Raw genomic sequence first — 23,307 nt, 5'->3', positions numbered from 1 at the left:
AATGAAACAGTTATTTATATGGAACAAAAGCAAATCTCTACCGTGAAAACTCATGTCGTATGGTTGGACGTTGTTCGCCTAATCGCGATGTTTACTGTTGTTTGCTGTCATTGTACAGACCCGTTTAATTTCTATCCCGGAGATTCTCCGATTATTGGGGATATTAAGTTTTGGGGAGCTGCCTATGGGGCTTTTCTTCGTCCTTGTGTACCTCTGTTCGTTATGATTACGGGAGCCTTGTTGCTACCGGTCCGGGAAGAGACTTCTATTTTCTATAAGAAAAGGATATTGCGTGTATTCTGGCCTTTCTTGATTTGGTCTGTTATTTATAATTTATTTCCTTGGTTTACGGGACTGCTTGGTTTGAGGCCGGAACTTATTCTTGATTTCTTCCCTTATTCGGGAGAAGAGGTGACTCGTCAATCGTTGAGTGTGTCTTTAGGCTATATCGCCCAGATACCGTTCAATTTCTCATTGTTGGATGTACATATGTGGTATATCTATTTACTGATAGGTTTATATCTTTATTTGCCGATCTTCTCCGCTTGGGTCGAGAAAGTTTCGGATAAGGCGAAATTATGGTTTCTGGCAGGTTGGGGAGCGACTTTGTTTATTCCTTATTATCGGGAATTCGTATCTCCTTACATTTGGGGTGGATGCTCATGGAATGAATTCAGTATGCTTTATTATTTCGCCGGGTTTAACGGTTACTTGCTATTGGGGCATTATCTGCGGAATCATGATTGGTCGTTAGGAAAGATCGTTGGGATAGGCATTCCTATGTTTGTCGTAGGCTATGCCATTACTTTCTTCGGTTTTCGCTATACGACCGCTTTGCCTGCTTACACGGAGGAACAGTTAGAGTTATTCTTCTATTATTGTTCTCCCAATGTGGTGATGATGACGATTCCTATCTTCTTACTGGCGAAGAAGGTAAATGTTAAGTCGGATACGATTAAGCGAATGTTGGCGAATTTAACCATATGCGGTTTCGGTATCTATATGGTACATTATTTCTTTACGGGACCCAGCGTGCTGTTGGCGAGAGCCTTGAATATCCCTTTGGGTTTACAGATTCCTGCCGCTTCTGTGGTAGCATTCGCTGTATCTTGGCTGATTGTGTTGGGTATCAGAATGATTTGCGGTAAGAAAGCCAAGTATATTGTGGGCTGAATTTATACGTACGTTCGCATAGGCTGATACGTATATAGGCGTAGGCCCATGCGAGCGTACGTGTAGGACGATACGTATATACGTGCGAGGTCACACGTATATACGTATAAATCATCTTTATTTCTTGGTTACAATCACTCGCTCTGTCGGAGCCAGATGCTCGTTGCGATAGTCTATCTGCTTGACTACATTCTCGGCCAATTCTTGGAATGCCTTACCTGTGATCGAGTCCGGGTTCAACGCTACCGGCTTACCTTGATCTCCTCCTTCGCAGATACTTTGTACGATAGGAATCTGTCCCAGTAACGGCACGTTCAGTTCTTCAGCTAGGCGTTTACAACCTTCCTTTCCGAATATATAATATTTGTTTTCCGGTAATTCCGCAGGGGTAAACCAAGCCATATTCTCGATCAATCCTAAAACAGGGACATTAACCTTATCCCCAGTGAACATGCTGATACCCTTACGAGCGTCCGCTAAAGCAACCTCTTGCGGCGTACTTACCACAACGGCTCCGGTTATCGCTAGTGTTTGTACCATTGTCAAATGGATATCACTCGTTCCGGGAGGTAAATCGATTAAGAAATAATCAAGCTCACCCCAGTTGGCGTCGCCGATCAATTGCTTCAATGCGTTGCTAGCCATTGCTCCACGCCATAGGACTGCGTCGTTTTTATTTACGAAGAAGCCGATGGATAACATCTTGACACCATAATTTTCGGCCGGCTTGATCAGTTCCCTGCCCTCTACCTCTTCCATATAAGGGCGAGCCTCTTCTAGGTTGAACATCTTGGGTTGGGACGGCCCGAATATATCGGCATCCAGCAATCCTACCTTATATCCTTGTAAAGCCAATGCGACAGCTAGATTAGCGGCAACGGTACTTTTACCAACTCCTCCTTTACCGGAAGATACGGCGATAATATTTTTTACTTGCGGTAATAATTTATCCGGTTCCGGGCGAGCTAACTGACGGGCTTTTACCGTGATGTTTCCCTTGATATTCACCTCCGGGCTTACATAGGTTAAGATAGCTGTCTCCGCGGCTTTTACTACGGAACGGATAAACGGATCATTTGGTTTCTCGAATAATAACGAGAAGGTGACATTCATACCATCGATACGAATGTTGTCTTCTACGAGGCCCATGGAAACGATGTCCTTTCCCGTACCCGGGTAACGAACGTTCTTCAACGCCTCAATAATCAGATTCGGATAGATTGTCATATCTGTTGATTTTTTTAAGTCATTCTTTTATTTACCAGAAGCCAAAGCGCTTCGTTTACTGCGATTAAAGCTACGATAAGGATCTAACTCTATTTCTACGTCAGGTTCCACCAATCGTTCCCTTTCCTCACAAACAAATTTGATGTATTTGATGTTTAAGCCACGATCCAGCCATTGTTGCTCGTAATAGGTCTTGATGGATAAGATCTCATCCGCCAGATTGGAATGATATAGGTCGTCTGTACTGAACAATACGGGATAATGGTTCGTTTTTACCATCTCGCACGTGTAGGTATACATGAAGTTACTGTCCGTTTTTAAATGGATAATACCATCTCCGGAAAGGATTTCCCGATACATTTTCATGAAGCGGGTTCCGGTCAGACGCTTATTGACCTTTTTCATTTGAGGGTCCGGAAATGTGATCCAGATCTCGGCTACTTCGCCCGGAGCGAAGAAATAGGAAATCAATTCGATACTCGTACGTAGGAAAGCCACGTTACTCATCCCGGCTTCCAGCGATTCTTTCGCTCCGGTCCACATACGTGCTCCCTTGATATCGACACCAATAAAATTCTTATTTGGGAAAAGCTTTCCCAAACCTACGGTATATTCCCCTTTTCCGCATCCCAATTCCAAGACAATAGGGTGATCGTTCTTGAAAAAACGTTCATGCCACTGTCCTTTCATATCAAACCCTTTTTCTTGTAGGGCGGCGAAAGGGTATTGGAATACGTGCGGATAGCCCGCCATATCGTCAAACTTAGCTAATTTATTCTTTCCCATGTCGCGAAGATAATACTTAAAAAAATGCTTTTTACGTTTTTTCTACTGTTTTAGATAGGGGTTTTTATACGTTGGCGAGTCTTTTGAACATATAGGCTGTCAGAAGTTTTATTTGAAAGTGGAGTTGTAACGAATAAAAAAGGATATGTTGAGAGTATTTTTTAGACGCCCGATATTTAAGAATCCGAGGTTTGTCGGATTTGTTTGGTTTGCGACGGCCCTTGTCGCTTGCTTATTGAAATTACCTGTGGGAAGGACTTATAATAACTTTATGATTTATAGGGCTTCCTTTTTCCATGCGTTAGAGTTGAAAGACCTTTATATATATTATCCGAATGAATACCACGATCGGTTTTTATACGGGATCCCTTTTACGGCTATAATAGCGCCTTTCTCCCTCTTCTCTCCTTATATCGGGATGTTGCTATGGTGTCTCGCGAATAGCTTGCTGCTTTATATGGCTATCCGTAAACTCGGACTGGCGGATTGGAAACAGGCGTTTGTCATTTGGGTATGCCTGAATGAGTTGTTTACGTGTGTTCTTATGCAGCAATTTAACATAGCCATAGCCGGCATGATTTTATTCTCGTTTATTTTTATTGAGCGGAAACAGGAGTTTTGGGCGGCGCTAATGATCGTTTTGGGTACGATGACTAAGATTTATGGCATTGTCGGTCTTGCTTTCCTGTTATTCTCAAAACGCCGGATCGCCTTTTTGAAAGGACTTATTTTCTGGGGCATAGTCTTGTATGTTCTTCCGATGTTATATACGTCTCCTCAATATGTGGCAAGTCAATACGTGAAATGGTATGAGGTACTACTCGATAAGAATGTAGAGAATTTATTTACTCCTTATACAAATATCTCTTTGTTGGGGATGGTTCGTAAGATTTCGGGAGTCAATACGTATAGTGATCTCTGGTTGGTTATCCCCGGGCTACTTTTATTTATTGCTCCTTATTTTAGGATAAATCAATATGATAACCGGCGGTTCCGCATGCATTTTCTTTGCTCTACTCTTTTGTTCATGGTTCTTTTTAGCTCCGGAACAGAGAATAGCGGATATTTGGGAGCCATGATAGCCGTCTGCCTTTGGTATATAGGTACGCCTACCCGTAAGACGACTCCTGGCTTGAATACGGTACTATTCGTTTTCTGTTTTATTCTGACATCCCTTTCCCCTACAGATATATTTCCCTGTTATATCCGGAAAACGTATGTTATTCCTTATGCGTTGAAAGCACTACCTTGTGTGTTGATCTGGTTTAAGATCGTATGGGAGCAATTGACATTGGATTTTTCAGAGCCGCTTCATCGGCCGAAGACTCTCCCGGGTAAAGAGGAGGCGATCGACCTTATCTTGCCTTGCTATAACCCACAAGAAGGCTGGGAACGTCTGATGATCGAGAAACATGCGGAATTGGTAAAGATGCTTAAAGGTCGCTCACTTCGTTTTATCGTCGTGAATGACGCTTCGAAGAGAGGATTTACGAAGGATGCGGTGGGACGTCTTCTGGAGGCTCTCCCTGATACGATGATCGTAAGTTATGATACGAATAAGGGAAAAGGAGCCGCTGTTAGGGCTGGCTTGTCTCATTCCACTTCATCCATTACTTTATATACGGATTATGATTTTCCGTATGAGACGGATTCTATCTGCCGGATGGTAGAATGGTTGGAATCGGGATATGATGTCGTTATCGCCGTGCGGAATCATACTTATTATACCCATTTAAGTACTCGAAGAAAGATTATGAGTTATGCTTCCCGTATATTGAATTTTACGCTTCTAGGATTAACGCATACGGATGCTCAAGGAGGTTTGAAAGGTTTTAACCAGCGAGGAAAATCGTTCTTGGCCTCAACTCAGGTGAATCGCTTTTTATTTGATACGGAGTTTATTTATAAGGCTTCGCAGGAGTCGGATGTACTTATTAAAGACATGCCCGCTGATTTGCGGGATAACGTTCATCTTCCCAATATGCGTCGTGGAGTCCTTGCGGAAGAATTAAAGAACTTATTTTTAATCGCTTGGAGAGGGTAGGAGGATTACAGGGTTGTTAATAACCCTGTTGAAAACCCTGTGAATAACGGAAAAAGAACAAAAGAAAAAAGAGATACCTATTAATAGGTATCTCTCTTTTTGCTCTTCCTCTTGGACTTGAACCAAGGACCCTCTGATTAACAGTCAGATGCTCTAACCAACTGAGCTAAGGAAGAATCAGTTTTTAACTTTTTAATCTCTATATGAAAACTCTTTTCGCTCTTCTTCTTGGACTTGAACCAAGGACCCTCTGATTAACAGTCAGATGCTCTAACCAACTGAGCTAAAGAAGAATGTTTTTCAGTCTTTCCCGATGTCTTTTCGCTCTTCCTCTTGGACTTGAACCAAGGACCCTCTGATTAACAGTCAGATGCTCTAACCAACTGAGCTAAGGAAGAATTTTTCGCTCTTTCAAAGGTTATTCCGTAACCCCTTTCTGAAATTGCACTGCAAAAGTACGGGGTATTTTCGAAATATGCAATATCTTTGCGAAAAAAATTACGAAAAAATGAATACAATAGGTTTAGGAAACGCTTTGGTTGACGTTTTATTGAGGCTTGAAAATGATGATGTCCTATCGGAAATCGGGATACAGAAAGGAGCTATGGATATGATTAACAGGGAACAAATGATCGCTATCCGTACAACTTTAGCCGGCTTGCCACGTACGCAAACCCCGGGAGGATCTGTCTGCAACACGATGCGTTCGATGTCTTCTTTAGGGGCGAATTCCGGTTTTATCGGTAAGATCGGGGATGATTCGATCGGCGGATTTTATGAGGATGCGTTGGAAAAAGCGGGTGTCAGTTCCTATTTTATCAAGACGGACGGACTTACAGGTAGCTGTACGGTGATGATTTCTCCGGATGGGGAACGTACGATGGGGACTTTCCTTGGCCCGGCCCCGACAATAACCCCGGATGAGATCACCGAGGAGATGCTAAGTAAATATCAATGTATTTATATAGAAGGTTACTTGCTCGTAAACGAACCGTTGGTTCGTTCTACGATGGAGAAGGCTAAAAAGTTGGGCTTGAAAGTAGCGCTGGATTTGTCGAACTTCAATATCGTGAATGCTTTTAAAGGAATGCTGGAGGATATCATTCCTAAATATGTGGATATTTTGTTCTCTAATGAGAGTGAGGCTGAGGCTTTTACCGGGCAGAAGGCTGCTGAGGCCGTACATACCTTGTCTGAGTTGGTAGAGGTCTCATTGGTCACTTTGGGAAAGGAAGGTGCCTTGATCGGTAGTCATGGTCAATTTTATTCTGTCCCGGCTGAGGGGGGCAAGCCTGTTGATACGACTGGCGCCGGTGATAACTTCGCCGCCGGATTCTTGTACGGTCAATCCATAGGAGCGTCTTTGGTACAATCCGCACGCATCGGATCGATGTTGGCGGGCTATGTGATCGACGTGGTTGGCCCGGAGATTCCGTATGATAAATGGGAACAAATAAAGTTAAAAGTAAAAGGGATATTGGCTTAGGCGGCGTATTATTCCTTACATTTATGCCGTTAATTAACTAAATATTGTATGTACAGATTGGTTCAACGAAGAGGAATTATAGGTTTATTTTGCTTGCTGTTCGTCGCAAGTAGCGTAGTGCCGGGATGGGCGCAAAAAGATAACCGCTTTGAGGTGAGTAAGAACCTAGACATTTTCAATTCTTTATTGAAAGAAGTAGAGATGTTCTACGTGGATTCAGTGGATGTGGATAAAACCGTTCAGCGGGGAATCGAGGCAATGTTGGCTGGTTTAGATCCTTATACGGAATACTATCCTGAGCAAAAAACGGAGGAATTGAGTCTGATGACGACCGGCGAATACGGAGGTATCGGTTCCTTGATCCGTCAGCGTAACAATGAGGGAGGCGTGATGATTGCCGAGCCTACCGAGGGAATGCCGGCCGATTTAGCGGGTCTGAAGCCGGGCGATCTGATCTTGGCGATCGATACGATCGATGTTTCCAAGGCGACAAACTCCCGGGTCAGCGAGTTATTGAAAGGTGTTCCCAATACGAAGATGGTTTTGACGATCCAACGTCCGGGCGAGAAGAAACCCCGGAAGTTCGAGATTACCCGTAAGCAGATCACGACACCTCAAGTTACTTACTACGGGGTTAAGAATGACAGTATCGGTTATATTTATCTAAAGGCATTTACTATCAAGAGTGCTCAAGAGGTGAAAGAGGCGTTCTTGGATTTAAAGAAAAATCATAATATTAAGTCTTTGGTACTGGATTTGCGCGGTAACGGCGGCGGCGTGCTGGAAGGTGCCGTACAAATCGTAGGTATGTTCGTACCGAAAGGCAGCGAGGTGCTTTCAACGAAAGGAAAGATCAAGCAATGGGATCGTACGTACCGAACCTCTACGGAGCCTTTGGATACGGTAATGCCGTTGGCTATATTGATCAATGGAGGTACGGCTTCCGCCGCTGAGATCGTATCGGGATCTTTGCAGGATATGGATCGTGCCGTGTTGGTGGGACAACGTTCGTTTGGTAAGGGGTTGGTGCAAGCTCCTCGTGACCTGCCTTATAATGGGAAAGTGAAAATCACGATGAGTAAATACTATATCCCGAGTGGTCGTTGCATCCAGCAAATCGATTATTCGCACCGGAAAGAGGATGGTAGCGTGGCGGCTATTCCGGATAGCTTGACTTCCGTATTCTATACGTCCAAGAAGCGTCCGGTTCGTGATGGGGGTGGCGTACGTCCGGAGTTTGAGGTGAAGGAGCCGAAAGTGCCTACCATGATGTATTATTTGGCGGCGGATACGGTCTTGTTCGACTTCGTTACGGATTGGGCACAAAAGCATAAGACGATCGCTCCCATCGAGGAATTTACGGTTTCCGATGAGGATTTCGAAGCTTTGAAGCAATACGCCAAGTCCAAGAATTTCACCTATGACCGCCAAAGCGAGAAAGTATTGAAGAACTTGAAAGAAGTGGCTGAGTTTGAGGGGTATCTGGAGGAGGATTCTACTGCGTTCAAGGAATTAGAGGCTAAGCTGACTCCGAATCTGGAAAAAGATTTCGATCGTTTCAAGGATGAGGTGAAACGAGTAATGGCCGCCGAGATCGTAAAACGTTATTATTACCAACGAGGAGAGTTGCAAGAAAGCTTGAAAGATGATCTTGTATTGGAGAAAGCGTTGGAGGTATTGGGCGATCCGGATTTATACAGGCGTACATTGAGCGTGCCGGTTGAGTTGGAAGCGGCCACCAAGGGTACCGAATAGGCGGGTTTCTGCCGATGCCCATTCAAAGGGCCTTACAATGCCCATTCAAGCGAGCTTACGATGCCCATTGTCAGCTCCCTTGAATGGGCATCGTGCTTTTCCCTCTTTCGCCAGTCTGTTTGGGGGCTTTGAAGCGGATATGCAATACGACCAATTCCGAGACGGTTCCCACCCGATAAGGAGGTCCTGCTATACCAATGCCGGAAGATACATAGAATTGCGTAGGTCCTTTCTTATAATATCCGTACGGGCATTCATACACAAGTTTCATCAGTAGGGGATAAGGCCATAACTGTCCGTTATGCGTATGTCCGTGCAGTCCCAAATCCACCCCATTCATATTCATCTCGGCGAACGACCAAGGTTGATGATCCAAAACGATAATCGGTTTGCCGGTATCCACCCCTTCCATTAACGAATGAAGCGATTTTCGTTTCTTATGGATGAAATCATCCCTCCCTATCAAATAAAAAGTTGAGTCCGGTTGGACCACCGAGTCTATTAGTAGCGTACCTCCGGTCTTTTGCAACCAACGATATTTCGCATTTCGGTTTGCCCGGTATTCATGATTCCCGTAAACGATATATACGCCCAAAGGGGCCTTGAGTTGTCTTAAATCCTTCTCTATATGGGCATTCTCGGCGAACCGTGACTCGTAATCCATGATATCGCCTACCAATACTACCATGTCGGGGTGCTGCTCGTTGCTAAGCTTCACGTATTTTTGTACCAAATCCTTCCCGATAACCTCTCCGATATGTAAGTCGCTCATCATGACAATAGTCAGGCTATCCCGATCCCCCGCGGCTTTGGGCAACGTGATATATACGTTCTTAACAATCGGATTCATTACCGTATGGTATGCGTGAATCATTAAACCGGTAACACCGAATACGATAAGAAAAAACAGGGTTACCTTGGTTTGTTGCCAATGCCCTTTCATCCATTTGGGGAACCATGGCTTGATACGTTGGGAGAGCCCGATCAACTCAAGTACCAAGAGAGATAAAGTGATATAAATGGACGCTATATACCAAGTGTTACAGATGTATTGGATCGTGATTATCACGTTATCAGGTAGTTCATTCCTAAAAATAAATCCGAAAAAATAAAGCGATAGTTCGAGTACGAAAAACAAGATAAAAGGAATCCGGCAACTTTTCTTAGGAGGAAGCGCTTGATATCCTCTCCAGAAAATATACGGATTTAGTAATAGCTGCGCTACGATCGATTGAATAAATACTTTCATCTTTACTCTTTGAATGTAATATTGAACACCACCATTTCGCTGTCCGTCCCGATACGGAAAGGCGGTCCCCACAAAGATAAGCCGGATGAGACATAAATCGTACTATTTCCGATTTTTTTAATCCCGTAACTTAATTCGAACAGATGATCCACGATCCAGTTCATCGGCCATACTTGTCCTCGATGTGTATGTCCGCTAAACTGTAAGTCTACGCCAGCCTCTTCCGTTTTCTCTAAATCGTAGGGTTGATGGTCTAGTAAGATAACAGGTTTGCTTTTATCAAGGTTCGCGGTAAGCTGACCTAAAGTTTTCCGTCCTTTGTTATGCCGGTCATCCCGTCCTATGAGTTGGATCTGATTGGGCAAGATAGCCACGGAATCCCTTAAAAGTACGATGGGCGTCTGCGCTATGAATTTCTCGCTCTCCTCTATGCCACTGATATACTCATGGTTACCCGGTACCATATAAACGCCTAATGGGGCGTAGATCTTGGACAGTTCCTCTTCCATATGCTCGTATCGCAGAGGTGCGACACTGTTGTCTATCAAGTCTCCACCGATAAGAACGATGTCCGGGCGTTGGGCGTTTATCATATCCACATATCCGGCAAGCATCGTCTTGTTGGTAGCGTATCCTAAGTGTATGTCGCTAATGGCTACGACCTTCAGCGACTGTCCATCGGTATCGGCCGGTTTGTTGATAACCATGTTGATAACTCGTGTATCAGGATGTTGGTAATTATAGTTTCCATATCCTAATAAGCTGAGTGTTAAGAATAATGATAAATAGAATGAGTATTTGAAACGTAGGTGGAAAAGTCGTAAGATATCAAATACCAACAGGGCTAATACCATGTATAAAGTGAACACGAGCCATCCTGTCCCTACTTGAGAAACCGTTTGAGCGAAAGAAGCCGGCATATCCAGATTCCTGAATAGAAAACTACTGAAGAACGATAAAGCTCCTCCCCAAAAAACAATGGATAACAATACTTTAACTCCGGTAGACTGGCTTTTCAAAGCCTGTTTTCCCTTTAGATAAATATAAATATTCCCTGCAAGATACAGGATTGGAAGTATGATAAAGAACGTCCACATCTCAATTAATTTTCCGCGAAGATAATGAAAACTCTTTATGCGGCAAATGGTATGATTTGCGAAAGACTTTTTCTGCTCGATTTTCACCGCATTATGTCCTCTAATTGTAGTGACATAGCGTGCTGCGTCTCTACGTGGATGTAAATACAGGGCAAGTAAGGATGCGTTGTATTCCAAGACAAATTCCAGACAATAAGCAAGCGAATGACATAGGTGTGTAATGTGTTGAGAATTAGTGTGTTTAAAACATGGCTATCTTTCTTTCAAAACACGTATGTGTTTCCGGGAAAAGTCGTACGTGTTTTTCAAAAAAGTCGTACGTGTTTTTCCTGAATCATGCGCTAGGGAACAAGAGCGTATAAAGAAATCTACAATAAGCCTCCCTTAATTGCGATGAGGGGAATAGGTCTTTTTTTGTAATATATAGCCAATTCCTTTTACGGCATCTATTGAAAGCGTGGTATCCCTTTCCAATAACTTACGTAAACGTGAGATACTATTATTCAAGCTATCATGAGCTTCTTGACCTTCCCAAATTTCTTGGAAAAGCTTTTCTCTGCTTACCGGTTGATTCAATGGTTTGGATAACTGATAGAGTAACTTGAAATCTTTGGGGCTTAATACCTTTAACAGCTCTTGTTTATAGAATAATTGATGTGTGGATAGTTCCAGCTGATAATCTCCAATAGATATGATATATGTCTTGAATACCGCTTAACGTGTTGGCGTAACAAACCTTGTATCCTTTGCTGGGAAACTCATTTATAGGCTCTACCGCTAAAAATGTTTTTTGGATATTTCTGCTGTCTCAAATCGAAGAGTCTATTTATAACAAGACTTTTTTTACGGTGAAAACAACCTTGATCAAGTTATTATTGGGTTACTATAATCCGGTAGAAGGCGATATCCGGGTGGGTGGAGATGATTTGTGATCTTTCAGCCTTTTATGGTGGCGTGACCAATGTGGCGCAGTGATGCAAGACGGTTATCTGTTCTCAGAGTCGATCGCACGCAATATCGCCGTGGATGACGGTGAGATTGATAAATCTCGCTTGTTATTGGCAGCCCGTATCGCTAATATAGAGGGATTTATCGAGCGTTTACCCTCTTTCCTGATTCGCTGGGGGAATACGATTTTGGTGGTGATCTTTGCGTTGCTGGCTTTGATCTTCGCTTGGAGCGTGTGTTTTTAATGTGACTACTGGCATGCCCCATAAGGAGTAGTGGCGTAAGCCTACGGCAGTAGTGGTGTTGGCTTATGGGACTACTGCCGTGAGGCGATGGGGGTACCCCTGTTATTTAGCGTAACCCACGGGATGATTAATCATTGGGATTTGGGAGTCGGATAGCTTCAACACTTTTTTCAAAGCATCTGCCTCCATGCTACCTCGGGGAACTGTTACCAAGCCGCATCCGGAACAGAACAAGGCGATATTCTGAGAGACCAGCCCGGCATCTAACGCTCCAAAACGCTCTCGTAATTGCGGTGTACCTACATTGCCGAATTTGGAAACATCAGAAACCATCAATAGACAAGCGGGAGCTGAGTTCACGGAGGTTTGCTTTCCTCCGATCAGTGGACGGTGGTCACCTTCCGCTACCGGATTCAGTTGATGGGCTTTCGGATCATACAGATAAGCACCCTCTTCCATCAATACGTAAACATCCACGTCTTGTTTGTTCAAGGCAGAGGCGGCGGTACGTTTCCCGTCCTTGCGATTGATCCCAATGGCGGCCCACATCAAATCGGAAAGATCTTGTTGGCTGAGTTTCTTGTTGGCGAACTCACGCTCGGAGTGACGATCTGCCAGGGCTTCCATCACCGAAGCGCCTCGGGTCTTGTCGGGAGCGTTCAACTTAATGGCTTTTAAACTTTGGGCTTGCAGACTCGTCAAACCCAACATCAAAGTGGCTAATACACAAAAGATAGTTCTCATGACATTGTATTTTAAAGAATTACGAATGCAAAAATAACAATATATTCGTTTTCTCAAAGATTCCTAGGATTATTGTGCAACCTGTTTTACTTGATGTCCGTCTATATATGAAAAAATACTCTTTTTTCAGACTTCTTTAGAAGAAAAAGGAAATATGAACATTATTAATGACTTTATTTGTACGATGAAATCGTAAATAGTGTAATTTGCAGTAAAATGTATTATTTTTATAGTGATAGATGAACGTATGAAAGAGAAATTATTTACCTTATTTTGGGTACTGTTCCTTGCGCTTCCTCTGTATGCGCAGGCTGATAAAACCGGTTCCTATTCAATTAAGGGACAGGTGTTAGATTCGCTGAGTAACGAGTCCGTACCCTATGCGACGTTGAGAATTGCTTTTGCGAAGACCCCCGAGAAACCGGTCAAGCTTTTAGCGTGTGATGTGGATGGTAAGTTTCAGGCACCATTGAGTAGCGCCGGCAAATATATCATCTCTATGCAATCTATAGGAAAAGCTCCTGCCGAGAAAATATTTACGATCTCGGATAAACAGAGGAACTTGGATTTGGGTAAGTTATATATGCAGGAGGATAACCAGCGGCTGGGGGAAGTGACGGTTACGGCGCAGAAACCTTTGGTGAAGGCTGAGATCGATAAACTTACCTATAGCTTGGAAGATGACCCCGAGGCACAGACCAACAATACGTTGGATATGTTGCGCAAAGTGCCGATGGTAACCGTGGATGGAGATGACCAAATCCAATTGAAAGGTTCCACGAACTTCAAGATCTACATGAATGGTAAACCTTCTAACCTGTTGAGTAATAATCCTGCTGAGGTATTAAAGAGTATGCCGGCCAATTCCGTGAAAAACATAGAGGTGATCACAGACCCGGGCGCTAAATATGACGCCGAGGGTATCGGTGGTATTATTAATATCATTACAACGAAAAATGCTCTACAAGGATATACTGGTACGGTTCGTGTGAACGGTAGTTCGTTGGGGCGTGTAGGCGGTGGTGGTTATGTATCTCTAAAAGCCGGAAAATTAGGACTTACCGCCAACTATAACTATAATCGGGAGCGGGACCCATGGAATGACGCTAACTCCGTACGGGAAGATTTGCAAAATGACGGGGAACACTTCTTGACACAAAATGGACGTAAAAAGAGCCGTGGACCGTTCCAATTCGGTTATTTGGAGGGAAGTTATGAGATCGACTCTTTGAATCTATTGACCGTTGGCGCGAACTTATTCCGTGGCGAGATGAAAAGTTTCTCGGAGTATAACGTGAATATGCAGGATATCAATCATAATCCGGTCTACAGTTATAACCGTAACTCGGAAACGACAGAGACATTTGGTTCTACGGACGTGAACGTGGATTACCAGCACTCTACCCATAAGAAAGATGAGTTGCTGACGGTCTCTTACCGTTTCAGCCATTCTCCGAATGATAGTAAGGATTATACGGAATTAGAGAATGTCGTGAATTACAATCCTTGGCTCGGCTATCCGCAAAATAATATCAATAAGGCTTCTACGAATGAGCACACCGGACAGGTGGATTATACGACTCCTACATGGAAGGACCAGACCTTGGAGGTTGGCGCGAAATACATATTTCGCCAGAGCCGGAGTAATACAGATCGTACCGCTTTCAACGATTCGCTGAATATATGGGAAGATGTTACTTCCAAGGATAGCCATTTCCGTCATACCCAACATATCTATTCCGCTTATCTGGGCTATTCGATGAAGTTTGATAAGTTTGGCGTGAAAGCGGGTGTCCGTGCGGAAGGAACTTCTTTGGATGTGAAATACGAGATGGCTCCCGATATGAATTTTGACACCCATTATTTCGACGTGGTGCCAAACGCTACGATCTCTTATCAACTGAGCATGGCGCAACAGCTTCGCTTGGGATATAATATGCGTATCCAGCGTCCGGGTATCTGGTATTTGAATCCTTATGTAAACAATGCGGATCCGCAGAATATATCCTTCGGTAACCCAAATCTGGACTCTGAGAAAAGTAATAATATTAACTTGAACTATAGTATGTTCGCCCAGAAATTCAGCATTAACGCGAGCGCTACTTATACGTTCGTGAATAATTCGATCGAGCAATATACCTTTATCGATCCGAAGAACCCGGGTATTTTCCAGACTACTTATGGTAATATAGGAAAGAAACAATCTACGGGCTTGTTCGTATACGCAAATTGGAACCCGGTTCCTTTGTTCCGTATTTATATGAATGGAGGTGTGGATTATACGGATTTGAAGAGCGATATGAATGATATGGCGAACAGTGGTTTCAGCGGACGTATATTCGCCGGTACGCAGTTTAATTTCCCGATGGATTTTCGCTTGAACTTGCATGGAGGATATTTCTCTCCTTGGATTCAGTTGCAGGGTAAACGTTCTCCATTCTATTTTACGGGAATCTCCGTAAATAAGGATTTCTTGAAGAAAAAGCTCTCGGTTCAGTTGTCTTTCCAGAACCCGTTCTGGAAACGAATGAAGATGGAAAACACTTCTTCAGACGATACGTTCTTCCGCCGTGAGACCAATTACCGAACGATGCGCATGTTACAAGTTAGCGTATCCTATCGTTTCGGTACCTTGAAAGATGCTATCAAGAAAGTAAAACGCGGTATCAATAACGATGATGTGAAGAGCGGCGGCTCTGGCGGCGGCGAGCAGCAGATGTAAGTACAGGATTGAACACGGAACACACAGCGATACACTGAGGTATATAGTATCAGTCCGTGTGTTTCGTGTATTCCGTGTTCAATATAATAATTAAACCTTTTCTTTTGCCGTCTTCTATATACTTTCTATCTTTACGATCCGAAAAACAGTTGGAGAATGAAGAATAGACTATTTGTTAACAATAATACCATTATACTATTCCTTTTTATTATAGGAAGTTTCCTATTCATAGAGTTGAATTTTCGGTATTGGTATCGTTTTCTGGAGCAGTATATGATGTTTCAGACTACCGGTAGTTATTTCCAAGACCGATTGGTCGAACCGGGTGGATTGAATGAATATGTGACTGAGTTCTTATCGCTTGCGTTTATCCATCCTTATGGAGCTTCGGTAGTGATCGCTTTATTATTAGGACTGATCTCCGGTTGTTTTTTCCTTTACTTAAAAGCTTGTGGGGTGCGTGCCTCTATGTTGGCGGCTATTCTTCCCTCTTTTTTAATTTGGATCTATCCGCAGGAGTCAATCGCCTTGTTGACGATGCTCGCTTTCGTGCAGGTTCTTGCGTATTTGTATACTTCAATCAAGATTGATTGGCTTCGTTATCTCTTTGGCTTCTTGTTTTTGGGGGGCTCTTATTTTTTTGCGGCACCCGCTAATTTATTGTTGACCTTATTGATCGCGGTTTATGAGTGTTGTGCTAAAGAGGATAAGGCTCGTTTTGGAGTAGCCATTATCGCTATCGCTTGGGGAGGTTTGCTACCGTTGATCGCCATGCGTACGGTTTATATTCTTCCGATGCGGGAAGCTTTTTTCAGCAAACATCTATGCCATCCCGAATATCCGATACCTAATTCTTTAGGATATATCATGCTTGCGTATCCTTTGATCGCTTTCATTCTTTATTATGTAAGGAGCCGAGTTTTCATCCGTAAGGAATCTTGGAAACGAATCGTTTCTTACGTTTTTCTTTTGATAGCGATGGTCGCCGGGATTCTCTATAAGAAAGATCCGATGGAGCAGGCCTATCGGTATGATTACTATGCACGGCTGGGAGAATGGCAGAAGATTGTCTCGCACGCTCGTGCGCATTCTGTGCGGGATATGGATGCCTTGATTTATCTGAATTTGGCTTTGTCGAAAACCGGACGTTTTACTTCCGATTTGATGCGTTTCCCCCAGATCGGTGAGGGTGGTTTTATTCCGCACGATCCGAAAAGCCGGATGGGATTGATCGAGGCGAGTGAGGTGGCTTGGCAAGTCGGGCAAGTGAACGCCGCCCAACGTTTCGCCTTTGTGGGGGTATTAAGTTCACAACGTTGCGTGCAACCTCGTTTGATGAAGCGTTTGGTGGAGACTTATCTGGTAACCGGCGAATATCGTGCGGCGGAGAAATATATCAAGATACTGGAATCGAACCCGCATTACCGGGATTGGGCAACCGCTCAACGTCCATTATTGGACTCCGTGGCTTGTGCGTCGGAAGATTGGATAGCGGCAAAACGGGCGATGCTTCCGATTACCGATAATCCTTTGGACCTGACCTTGATCTTTCCGAACGCATTGGCTTTTTTGATCGACGATCATGCCGATAACCGTCCGGCTTTCGAATATGGGATGGGATATCTTTTGGTTTATAAGGATTTGATGACTTTTATGCATTATATGGAATTGATGAAAGAACGGGGTGAGGCATTCCCGGTGCTTTATCAAGAAGCTATTTGCTTGTTCTTTGCGGCCGTACAGAAAGATCCGGAGGCGTTCCGGAGCTTCCCGATCAGTCAGGAGGTGCAGAATCGCTTCCTGCAATTCATGAAAGTGGCACGCTCTATGCCGCCGGCAGCCTTGAAGCAACAGTTTGGTGATACCTATTATTATTACGCTCAATTTATCCCGACTCCTAAACGACAATAATACATGGATAATACAAAGAAAAGAAAGATCGTCCGAAATTTTGTGATCGGATATCTAATAATACAAGTTCTCACTATAGTCGTATATTTAGGCTTTTGGTCCTTGCATCCGGAAGGAATTACGAACGTCACGAACGAACGTATGTCCCCGCCTCCTATTTTTCCGGATTATAAAGGGACGACTATACCTTATAATATAGCTCCGTTGAATTTCCGGATAAATGTACCAGCGGATGAATGCTATGCGAAAATAGAAGGTAGTGAGTCGGAAGTATTTGAATATCATGGGACAAATACGATCCGTTTTAAGATGAAGGATTGGATTCGCTTGACACGCGCGAACCGTGAAAGCCTTTTTTGTTACGATCGCCACGAAGATAGGTGATGAGTGGACTAAATGGGCACCATTCTCTGTCTATATCAGTGATCAAGCGATCGACTCTCATTTAGTATACCGTTTGATAGAGCCGGGATACGAGAAATGGCATATTGTGGGTATTTATCAGCGGAATTTGGAGTCGTTTGACGAACAGCCGATTATCCGTAACGATATGACTGGCTATAATTGTATGAACTGCCATTCGTTCTGTATGGGAGATCCGGGGCAGATGATGTTCCATATGCGTGCGGCGAATGGGGGAACTTATATTGTCCAAGACAAGAAAATCAGTAAATTGAATACGAAAACGAATGGGACGATCAGTAATATGACGTATCCTTTCTGGCATCCTTCCGGGCGCTATATCACCACATCGGTAAATGATATCAAACAGTTTTTCCATTCCGTGAAAGAGAAAAAGATGGAAGTGTTCGACTTGGAGTCCGATGTGGTGGTGTATGACGTGAAAAACAAAGAAATCCTTTCGAAAGCCTCATTGGTCACAAAAGATGCATTCGAGACTTTCCCCGCATTCTCTCCGGATGGTAAATGGCTTTATTTCTGTACGGCCCCGGCCCAGAAGATGCCGGAGAATTATGATAAGGTACGTTATAATCTCTGTCGTGTCGCGTTCGATCCGGATCGTGGCGAGATCAGCTTCCCGATCGATACGTTGGTATATGCGGATAGCTTGAGCTATACATTTCCCCGTATCTCTCCCGATGGGCGTTTCCTGATGTACACGGAAACCGCTTATGGGCAGTTCCCTATTTGGCACCCGGATGCGGAGATCCGGATGATGGATTTGGAGAATCGGACAGTGATGGATATGTCCGCATTGAATAGCCCGGATACGGATAGCTATCATTCTTGGAGTAGTAATAGTGATTGGGTCGTATTTAGTAGCCGCCGGGATAACGGTTTATATACTTTACCTTATATTTGTTATATAGGGAAAGACGGTAAGCGGTCGAAACCGTTCTTAGGGAAAGACGGTAAGCCTTCGAAACCGTTCTTATTGCCTCAAGAAGATCCGGATAAGTATGACTATCAGTTGTATTCCTACAATATTCCGGAATTGACGAAAGGCGCCGTAGAGGTCAGCCCCTATGAGATCCAGCAAGTAGCCGAGAAAAATAAACCGGAGCAGGTTCGGTTTAAATGACCGGATCTATTTATATTCGCGTATAAATAAGAGATAAGATGACAAAAGATATTATAGCCGAATCTGTACAAAACGATTTACGGTATTTGCAATTGTTGGCACGGAGTTTCCCGACGATTGCGGATGCCAGTACGGAGATCATTAATCTGGAGGCGATCTTGAACCTACCGAAGGGTACGGAGCACTTCTTGAGTGATTTACATGGCGAGGATCAAGCCTTTAGCCATGTGCTGAGAAACGCTTCCGGTGCCGTAAAGCGCAAGGTGAACGAGATTTTCAGTAATACGCTCCGGGAATCCGAGAAGAAGGAGCTTTGTTCCTTGATTTATTATCCAGAGGATAAGCTGGAACTGATCAAGAGCCAAGAGCAAGATCTGGAAGATTGGTATCAAGTGACCTTGAATCAATTGGTACGTGTTTGCCGGAACGTGTCCTCCAAATACACCCGTTCGAAAGTACGTAAGGCTTTACCCAAGGAGTTCTCCTATATTATTCAGGAGTTATTGCACGAGTCTTCCGTAGAGCCGAATAAATCCGCTTATGTGGATCAGATTATTTGTACGATCATCTCCACGGGACGTGCGGACGATTTCATTATCGCTATGTGTAACTTGATCCAACGGTTGACAATCGACCTGTTACATATCATCGGCGATATTTACGATCGGGGTCCGGGCGCTCATCTGATCATGGATATCCTTTGCGATTACCATAATTTCGATGTTCAATGGGGTAATCATGATATCTTATGGATGGGAGCCGCTTCCGGTAATTTGGTAAGTATCGCCAACGTGATTCGTATGTGTTTACGCTTTGGTAATATGGCTACCTTAGAAGATGGATATGGCATCAATCTTTTGCCGTTGGCCACTTTCGCGATGGAGGCGTACGGGGATGATCCTTGTGCGTTATTCATGCCGAAAACAAAGTTCGCCGATAATGCAATGGATGAGAAGACCACCCGTTTGATCGCCCAGATGCACAAGGCGATCACCATCATCCAGTTCAAGCTGGAGGGTGAGATCATCCGCCGTCGTCCGGAGTTTGAGATGGATGACCGGATGTTGTTGCACCATATCGATCTGAAGTGGGGAGTGGTTCATATCGATGGAAAGGATTATACGCTTAAAGATACTAACTGGCCTACTTTAGACCCGAAAGATCCGTATCGTCTTTCTATTGAGGAGGAGGATTTGATCCGAAAGATCTTGCATTCTTTTGAGAGCAGCGAGAAGATGAAAAAGCATATGCGTTGTTTCTTCCGGCATGGGGGAATGTATCAGGTTTGTAATTCCAATTTACTGTTTCATGCCTCTATCCCGATGAATCCGGATGGGACGTTTAAGTCAGTACGTATCTTGGGGCAGGATTATAAGGGCCGTGCTTTGTTGGACCGTGTAGACCAACTGATCCGTACGGCTTATTTCAAGACCGGGGAGCAGGAAGAAGTGGAATATGCGCATGATTATATCTGGTATCTTTGGGGCGGCAAGGACTCTCCGTTATTCGATAAAAGCAAGATGGCTACTTTCGAGCGTGCCTTTATCGAAGAGGCCGAGACTCATAAGGAGGAAAAAGGCGCTTATTATACGTTACGAGAGCAAGAGGAAATTTGTGATAAGATATTGGATGAGTTTGGGGTGACCGGTATGCATCGGCATATCATCAACGGACATGTCCCTGTCCGTTCCAATCAAGGTGAGAATCCCATCAAGGCGAATGGCAAGATGTTGGTAATCGATGGAGGCTTCTCCCGTCCGTATCATTTGGAAACCGGTATCGCGGGCTATACATTAGTATATCACTCCCGCGGTTTCCAGCTTGTGCAACACGAACCCTTCGAATCCCGGGCGAAAGCGATCGAGGAAGGCTTGGATATCAAATCCACTACGATCGTGGTAGAATTAAGCTCCCATCGCCAGATGGTGAAAGATACGGATAAGGGTGCGGATCTTCAAAGCCAGATCAAGGACTTGGAGAAACTGCTTTATGCGTATCGGAATGGGTTGATAAAGGAGAAGGAGAGGATGGAGCGGTAGTTCCTGACAGATAGGGTATCGGACATACTGTAACGCTCCCCTAATGCCCATAAGCATTTGGGCACACGTTCATTCTTTCAAACGCCTAGTAGGTAAGAGCGCAATATTCAAGATCGGGGGACAAGAAGAGGCAAAGAATCTACTACATTGATCCTCATATAAAAAAGGTCTATGGTATTGACAAATATCCAATAGAATAATAGAAGATACAAAACAAGCAACGCCCCGTCACAGACTTACGAATAAGTTGGTGACGGGGCATTACTTTCTAAGAATGTCTTCACTTTCAACATCAATAGAATCCGAAAACCTTTGTCACCTGTTGACCGGTAGACGCAAGAGGACCTGATAGAGTAACCGTACAGCCACGTGATCCTCCTGTCTTGAAGAATATTTCACATAAATGGCTATCAGAGATATAAGATGATATACCATTACCGGAGACAGACCAATTATAGGAAGATAATACGGGATTACTTACGACAATTGTAAGCCTTGTGGGTGTATTGTATCCGGGAATCTGGTTTGCGGTCATCAACTCAATCTGCCCGGAGAAAGTATCACCTGTAAAATATCCTTCTAGCATCAGAGGGTCAGAAGCTCTATACGCTTCTTGGGAGGCTTCCACATAATTAGCGGGCTTTTCCGCATAGTTCGCAACGGCGACGAGTAACATCGCAAGTAAAATCAAATACTTCTTCATGTTCGTATTATTTTAAGATTATACAAAAAGGGCTAGACGAAACCTAAAAAGTCTCATCTAGCCCATAGAATATTTTAGAATGCGGGATAACCCGGGTTCTGTTTTAAGTTCTGGTTCGTTTGCCATGCGTCTTGAGAGATCGGGAAGATATTCATGTAGTCTTTCCCTTTCGTTTCAGATTTCAGCCAACGAGCGTTTTGGAAAGTTCCAAAGCGAATATTGTCTTGACGTGCGTGGCATTCCCATGCCAACTCGAACTTACGTTCTAAGGCGATCTTTTCTAGATCTACGGATGCGTAATTGTGGTTAGAGTTACCGTAAGCACGTTCGCGGACCGCATTGACCAAACGTGTAGCCTCCGCATTGTTGCCTCCTGTGCGTATCAAACACTCTGCTTTCATCAAATATACATCAGCCAGACGGAAGATATGGAAATCATTCTCCATCGCATTAGTTAAGGACTTATCGAAAGTCCATTTGTTACAACGAGCGCCGTCTTCTTGGTTCACGTCACCCCAAATCGTACCATCACGTTCCGTTCCGGGGATAACTGTAACTTCCGGAGTGTGTATCAAAGGACGGTCGTGTGCCGTGATCAACACTTTCCCAGTAGCTGGGTCGATACTTGGACCTACTAAGAAAGAGCCTTCATAGCGAGGATCTTCCTTGTCGAATAGCAATACATAATCCGGCTGTGCGCAAATACCGTTCCATGCGCTGAAAGTAGCTCCAAGAGGTATATTATCTTTATAGTGCAAAGTACGGTAATGTAATTGATTTTGCCATTCCGTATCGTTCGCACTAAAGCAGCAAGCCAAGATAGCTTCTCTTGATTGTTGGTTATTTACTTGGAAATTTGTTTTCCAGTTAGCCTCTAATATATAAGGAAGCCCCATCACGACATCACAAGCGTCAGCGGCCTCTTTATATCGAGGAGAGTCTACGCCCCAAGCCTCTGCGTTTAGGTACAACTTTGCCAATAAGGTATAAGCGGCACCTTTCGTGAATTTTCCATAACTAGCGTCAGAAACATCTTCACGAAGCAAGTCCTTGATCTCGTTTACCTCTTTAACCAACCAATCATAAACTTCCTTCCTTGTTTTGCAAGTGGGCAGTTCTGTGTCATTGTAATCTATACTCAATGGAACATTTCCCCAATTATCCATCAGGTAATAAATCCAGAACGCACGTACACCGCGGATTTCCGCTAACGCTCTAGCTTTTGCGGATTCTTCCAATGCGGAAGTACTAATAGTCTCGTAAATTAAGTTACAAGCAGAGATCGCTTCCGTAGATCTTGACCATGCGTTTTTCACGGCTGAGGTATTCGCAGTCCATGCGTGCATGTGTAACTCACGATACTGACCACCATCATACCAGTCACCACCTTTACGGGTAGGTACGACCGCCATATCTCCTGAGCATTCCGATAAAGCAATACATGCGTCAGAGAAATATCTTTTAAATGTATTGTATGCAGGGCCAATGATCGAATTGATTTCACCATCGGTTTTACCGAAGTTTTCTGCTGGAATCTTATCATACACCGTTTCATCCAAATCCGTACAGGAGGGCATGGAAAACATTAGTGCAGCACCAGTAAATAATGATATAATTGATTTTTTATTCATAATT

The 23,307-nt window shown here is 43.9% G+C and carries 17 protein-coding genes, 3 tRNA genes and 1 pseudogene; 10 read left to right on the top strand and 11 right to left on the bottom strand.

Translation table 11 applies throughout. The features are described 5' to 3' along the window. Positions 1 to 18 precede the first annotated feature (18 nt). The gene (locus QVP94_RS19235) at positions 19 to 1,173 is read left to right on the top strand and encodes an acyltransferase (protein WP_022193265.1); all 1,155 of its coding nucleotides are present in this window, start codon (positions 19 to 21) and stop codon (positions 1,171 to 1,173) included. A 117-nt stretch (positions 1,174 to 1,290) separates the two neighbouring features. Here QVP94_RS19235 and QVP94_RS19230 read toward each other — a convergent pair whose 3' ends face one another. Both QVP94_RS19230 and trmB read right to left on the bottom strand, forming a co-directional pair. Continuing rightward, positions 1,291 to 2,400: an Mrp/NBP35 family ATP-binding protein gene (locus tag QVP94_RS19230; RefSeq protein WP_005859141.1), complete on the bottom strand. Its 1,110-nt coding sequence runs from the start codon at positions 2,398 to 2,400 to the stop codon at positions 1,291 to 1,293. Between the two features lie 27 nt (positions 2,401 to 2,427). Beyond that, positions 2,428 to 3,186 carry a tRNA (guanosine(46)-N7)-methyltransferase TrmB gene (gene trmB / locus QVP94_RS19225; RefSeq protein ID WP_012056121.1) on the bottom strand — a complete coding sequence of 253 codons (759 nt, stop codon included), beginning with the start codon at positions 3,184 to 3,186 and terminating at the stop codon, positions 2,428 to 2,430. A 145-nt stretch (positions 3,187 to 3,331) separates the two neighbouring features. Here trmB and QVP94_RS19220 point away from each other — a divergent pair, with 145 nt between their 5' ends. After that, a complete protein-coding gene (locus QVP94_RS19220) occupies positions 3,332 to 5,230 on the top strand; it encodes a glycosyltransferase 87 family protein (RefSeq protein ID WP_022193264.1) in 1,899 nt (632 codons plus the stop codon). A 102-nt stretch (positions 5,231 to 5,332) separates the two neighbouring features. On the opposite strand, the gene QVP94_RS19215 is transcribed toward QVP94_RS19220, so the two are convergent. From QVP94_RS19215 to QVP94_RS19205, 3 genes are all read right to left on the bottom strand, one after another. Next, positions 5,333 to 5,406: transfer RNA gene (locus QVP94_RS19215), tRNA-Asn, on the bottom strand. Positions 5,407 to 5,449: 43 nt separating this feature from the next. Next, a tRNA-Asn gene (locus QVP94_RS19210) sits at positions 5,450 to 5,523 on the bottom strand. A 31-nt stretch (positions 5,524 to 5,554) separates the two neighbouring features. Continuing rightward, positions 5,555 to 5,628: transfer RNA gene (locus QVP94_RS19205), tRNA-Asn, on the bottom strand. Between the two features lie 110 nt (positions 5,629 to 5,738). On the opposite strand from QVP94_RS19205, the gene QVP94_RS19200 reads away from it, so the two are divergent. Further along, positions 5,739 to 6,716: an adenosine kinase gene (locus QVP94_RS19200; RefSeq protein WP_005867821.1), complete on the top strand. Its 978-nt coding sequence runs from the start codon at positions 5,739 to 5,741 to the stop codon at positions 6,714 to 6,716. Between the two features lie 48 nt (positions 6,717 to 6,764). Beyond that, positions 6,765 to 8,471, top strand: coding sequence for a S41 family peptidase (locus QVP94_RS19195; protein ID WP_022193263.1), 1,707 nt, complete (start codon positions 6,765 to 6,767; stop codon positions 8,469 to 8,471). A 70-nt stretch (positions 8,472 to 8,541) separates the two neighbouring features. Here the strand turns inward: QVP94_RS19195 and QVP94_RS19190 are convergent, their stop codons facing one another. The 3 genes from QVP94_RS19190 to QVP94_RS19180 all read right to left on the bottom strand — a co-directional run bounded on the left by QVP94_RS19190 (position 8,542) and on the right by QVP94_RS19180 (position 11,450). Beyond that, entirely contained in the window at positions 8,542 to 9,720 is a 1,179-nt protein-coding gene (locus QVP94_RS19190; protein ID WP_022193262.1) for a metallophosphoesterase, read from the bottom strand. 2 nt (positions 9,721 to 9,722) lie between these two features. Then, positions 9,723 to 10,817 (bottom strand): metallophosphoesterase, encoded by a 1,095-nt coding sequence (locus QVP94_RS19185; RefSeq protein WP_005859129.1) that lies wholly within the window; start codon positions 10,815 to 10,817, stop codon positions 9,723 to 9,725. Between the two features lie 384 nt (positions 10,818 to 11,201). Continuing rightward, the gene (locus QVP94_RS19180) at positions 11,202 to 11,450 is read right to left on the bottom strand and encodes a winged helix-turn-helix domain-containing protein (RefSeq protein WP_502685457.1); all 249 of its coding nucleotides are present in this window, start codon (positions 11,448 to 11,450) and stop codon (positions 11,202 to 11,204) included. Between the two features lie 218 nt (positions 11,451 to 11,668). Here QVP94_RS19180 and QVP94_RS19175 point away from each other — a divergent pair. After that, positions 11,669 to 11,923 (top strand): annotated as a pseudogene (locus tag QVP94_RS19175) (ATP-binding cassette domain-containing protein); the annotation flags it as partial. Positions 11,924 to 12,112: 189 nt separating this feature from the next. Here the strand turns inward: QVP94_RS19175 and QVP94_RS19170 are convergent. Then, positions 12,113 to 12,754: a SagB/ThcOx family dehydrogenase gene (locus QVP94_RS19170; protein WP_022193261.1), complete on the bottom strand. Its 642-nt coding sequence runs from the start codon at positions 12,752 to 12,754 to the stop codon at positions 12,113 to 12,115. A 247-nt stretch (positions 12,755 to 13,001) separates the two neighbouring features. Between QVP94_RS19170 and QVP94_RS19165 the strand changes: the two genes are divergently transcribed. From QVP94_RS19165 to QVP94_RS19145, 5 genes are all read left to right on the top strand, one after another. After that, on the top strand, positions 13,002 to 15,476 hold the full coding sequence (locus QVP94_RS19165; protein WP_288213323.1) for a TonB-dependent receptor domain-containing protein: 2,475 nt from the start codon (positions 13,002 to 13,004) through the stop codon (positions 15,474 to 15,476). A 156-nt stretch (positions 15,477 to 15,632) separates the two neighbouring features. Beyond that, positions 15,633 to 17,387 carry a DUF6057 family protein gene (locus tag QVP94_RS19160; RefSeq protein ID WP_022193259.1) on the top strand — a complete coding sequence of 585 codons (1,755 nt, stop codon included), beginning with the start codon at positions 15,633 to 15,635 and terminating at the stop codon, positions 17,385 to 17,387. Positions 17,388 to 17,390: 3 nt separating this feature from the next. Then, positions 17,391 to 17,771, top strand: a complete 381-nt coding sequence (locus tag QVP94_RS19155) for a hypothetical protein (protein ID WP_022193258.1) — start codon at positions 17,391 to 17,393, stop codon at positions 17,769 to 17,771. Continuing rightward, entirely contained in the window at positions 17,731 to 18,930 is a 1,200-nt protein-coding gene (locus QVP94_RS19150; protein ID WP_022193257.1) for a TolB family protein, read from the top strand. Before QVP94_RS19155 ends, QVP94_RS19150 begins: the two co-directional genes overlap by 41 nt. Positions 18,931 to 18,968: 38 nt before the next feature. Next, entirely contained in the window at positions 18,969 to 20,969 is a 2,001-nt protein-coding gene (locus QVP94_RS19145; protein WP_022193256.1) for a fructose-bisphosphatase class III, read from the top strand. Between the two features lie 292 nt (positions 20,970 to 21,261). On the opposite strand, the gene QVP94_RS19140 is transcribed toward QVP94_RS19145, so the two are convergent. Together QVP94_RS19140 and QVP94_RS19135 are read right to left on the bottom strand one after the other, a co-directional pair. Then, a complete protein-coding gene (locus QVP94_RS19140; protein ID WP_005867839.1) occupies positions 21,262 to 21,672 on the bottom strand; it encodes a hypothetical protein in 411 nt (136 codons plus the stop codon). A gap of 74 nt (positions 21,673 to 21,746) precedes the next feature. After that, a complete protein-coding gene (locus tag QVP94_RS19135; RefSeq protein ID WP_005867840.1) occupies positions 21,747 to 23,303 on the bottom strand; it encodes a RagB/SusD family nutrient uptake outer membrane protein in 1,557 nt (518 codons plus the stop codon). Positions 23,304 to 23,307 lie beyond the last annotated feature (4 nt).

This window comes from Parabacteroides sp. CAG:2 (assembly GCF_000436315.1).
Taxonomy (GTDB): domain Bacteria; phylum Bacteroidota; class Bacteroidia; order Bacteroidales; family Tannerellaceae; genus Parabacteroides; species Parabacteroides distasonis.
This window is presented reverse-complemented; position numbering and strand designations above follow the sequence as displayed.